This is a genomic window from Mesorhizobium sp. M5C.F.Ca.IN.020.32.2.1 (assembly GCF_004023105.1).
GTDB classification, from domain to species: domain Bacteria; phylum Pseudomonadota; class Alphaproteobacteria; order Rhizobiales; family Rhizobiaceae; genus Mesorhizobium; species Mesorhizobium wenxiniae.
The window spans coordinates 1-2,247 of record NZ_RZSX01000962.1; the positions used below are offsets into that span (position 1 = coordinate 1).

The 2,247-nt window shown below is 61.6% G+C and carries 4 protein-coding genes and 1 pseudogene; 3 read left to right on the forward strand and 2 right to left on the reverse strand.

Going from position 1 to position 2,247, the window contains the following annotated elements:
• Both EOA86_RS31485 and EOA86_RS31490 read left to right on the forward strand, forming a co-directional pair.
• Nucleotides 1–378, forward strand: a 378-nt coding sequence (locus EOA86_RS31485) for an aldolase/citrate lyase family protein (RefSeq protein ID WP_164892178.1), incomplete at its 5' end; no start/stop codon positions are given.
• 25 nt (nt 379–403) lie between these two features.
• Nucleotides 404–610 carry a DUF1737 domain-containing protein gene (locus EOA86_RS31490; protein ID WP_095520027.1) on the forward strand — a complete coding sequence of 69 codons (207 nt, stop codon included), beginning with the start codon at nt 404–406 and terminating at the stop codon, nt 608–610.
• Nucleotides 611–861: 251 nt separating this feature from the next.
• Here EOA86_RS31490 and EOA86_RS31495 read toward each other — a convergent pair whose 3' ends face one another.
• Complete coding sequence (locus EOA86_RS31495; RefSeq protein ID WP_128345175.1) at nt 862–1,044, reverse strand: hypothetical protein; 183 nt, start codon at nt 1,042–1,044, stop codon at nt 862–864.
• 7 nt (nt 1,045–1,051) lie between these two features.
• The gene (locus EOA86_RS31500; RefSeq protein ID WP_029349504.1) at nt 1,052–1,474 is read right to left on the reverse strand and encodes a metallopeptidase family protein; all 423 of its coding nucleotides are present in this window, start codon (nt 1,472–1,474) and stop codon (nt 1,052–1,054) included.
• A 173-nt stretch (nt 1,475–1,647) separates the two neighbouring features.
• Here EOA86_RS31500 and EOA86_RS31505 point away from each other — a divergent pair.
• Nucleotides 1,648–2,247: pseudogene (locus tag EOA86_RS31505) on the forward strand (hypothetical protein); the annotation flags it as partial.

A 2,247-nucleotide genomic window follows, 5' to 3' on the forward strand; every position in this document is an offset into this window, starting at 1 on the left:
GCCACGCCCGAGCGGCGCTGCCTCGCACCGTGGCTGATGCAGATGGTGCTCGCCGCGCGCGCTGGTGGCCTCGACCTGCTCGATGGTGTCTTCGATGGGTTTCGCGATCTGGATGGCTTTGCGCGCGAATGCATGGAAGCGGCCGCCATGGGATTTGACGGCAAGTCGCTGATCCACCCGGCTCAGATCGATGCCGCGAACCGGGCCTTCGCGCCATCTGCCGAAGCCGTGGCCGAGGCGCGCTTGGTGAAAGCTGCCTTCGCACTTGCCGAAAATGCCGGCAAGGGCGTTATCGCACTGAATGGAAAAATGGTCGAGCGGCTGCATCTGGCGCAGGCCGAAAAACTGCTGGCGAAGGCGGCCGCCATCGGGGCATGATTGGCAACCCACCACAGGAATGAAAATGAAACTCTACCGCTTTCTGTCCGGTCCGGACGATTCCAGCTTCTGCCACAAGGTGACGGCGGCGCTGAACAAGGGCTGGCACCTGTTCGGTTCGCCGACCTATGCCTACGACAAGCAGACCAAGAGCATGCGCTGCGGCCAGGCCGTGGTGAAGGATGTCGAGGGCCAGGAATACGGGCCCAACACCAAGCTCAGCGACTGGTAGGATACGACCGTTACAGAAGCTTTTCCCAGGCAGCTCTGATTCGTTGAACCTTGCGTCTGCAAGGCCGTCGACGTCATCGCAGCTGAAATAAAGGATCGATAGCGCCGCATAAAGGCCCGGATAACCGGAGACGGTATCCATCTTCATGAGAATTTCGGCAACCGACAGTTGCTGGCGTTTAATGCTGGATATCGCGCATTCCGATATCATCGGTGCTAGTGGATGGTCGAATTTGGACAGCCAAAAATCGACTAACGCCAGGAGAATGGCGGGCTCGACAACAGTGTTTGCGGTAGACGGCAAAGCTCATCGAGTGCAATAAATGCAGCATTCGGCGAAATGCCGATGGCGGTTTGGATCAATTCGCGGCTCAGTGAAATGTCGTGATACGGCCAATTGCAGTCGATCCGATTGGCAAACTCTGCTTCCGTCATCTGGACACTATTCAGCTGCCTCTTCAATCCGCTCCATATCGTCGTCCGACAGGCCGAAATGGTGGCCGATCTCGTGGATCAGCACATGGGTGACTATGTCGCCCAGCGTCTCTTCGTTCTCGGCCCAGTAGTCGAGGATGGCGCGGCGGTAGAGCGTGACGCGGTTCGGCCCCTCGCCGGTCTGCGGATTCCAGCGCTCGGCGATGCCGCGCCCCTCAAACAGGCCGAGCAGGTCGAACGGCGTTTCCAGCGACAGGTCGTCCATGATCTCGTCGGTCGGGAATTCGGCGATTTGGATGACGATCTCGCCGGTCAGCTTGCGAAATTCCTCCGGCAGATGGGCATAGGCCTCCAGCGCCAGGAACTCCATTTCCTCCATCGACGGCGAAAGCTCGGCGTGCCAGGTGCGGGTTTTGTAGATGCGGGCCATGCTTTGTCCTTTGATCCCGGCATATAGGCTTTCGAGCCGGAGTCGGCAAATGGCCAGGTTGCAGCCTTTGCGCAGACAGGAATAAATTCCCCATGACTCCGCTTGACTCTTCGGGCGGCCTCTGGAATCAATAGGAACATAACAGGAACAATTGTGAGTGGAAGCTGACCGTCATGGCGACAAGCGCCGTGGCGCGGGAGACTGTTTTTGCCCTGCGCCGACAGATCGCGAAGATCGAGGGAACGCTGCCCGAGCGCCTGGAGGCGCCGGCCCGCGCAGCTCCCGTTGATGCGGATGTCACGCCCCGAGATCTAACAATCGTCCGCCGCGGCCTCGCCGTGGCGCCGCCCGATGCGTTTCTGCGCACCGGCGCGGAGGGTCTCGATACTGCGCTCAGCGGCGGCCTGCCGAAGGCGGCGCTGAGCGAGATCCATGGCGCCGCGACACGTGATGCCGGGGTTGTCGCCGGTTTCGCCCTGTCGCTCGTCAGCCTGATCCTCAAACAGGAGCCGCCGCGACTGCCGGTCCTGTGGATCGGCACCGCGGAGGTCTTCCGCGAGGCCGGCTTCCCCTATGCCAGAGGGCTTCATGGCCTTTTCGGGATCGAGCCGGAGCAATTGCTGTTTTCCGAGGCGCCAAGGCTCCTCGATGGGCTGTGGGTCGCCGAGGAAGCCGCCCGGATGACGGCGCTCGCCGCCGTCATCCTCGAAATCCGCGGCAGCCCGCAGCGGCTGGACCTCACCGCGACGCGGCGGCTGCACGCCCGGGCACAG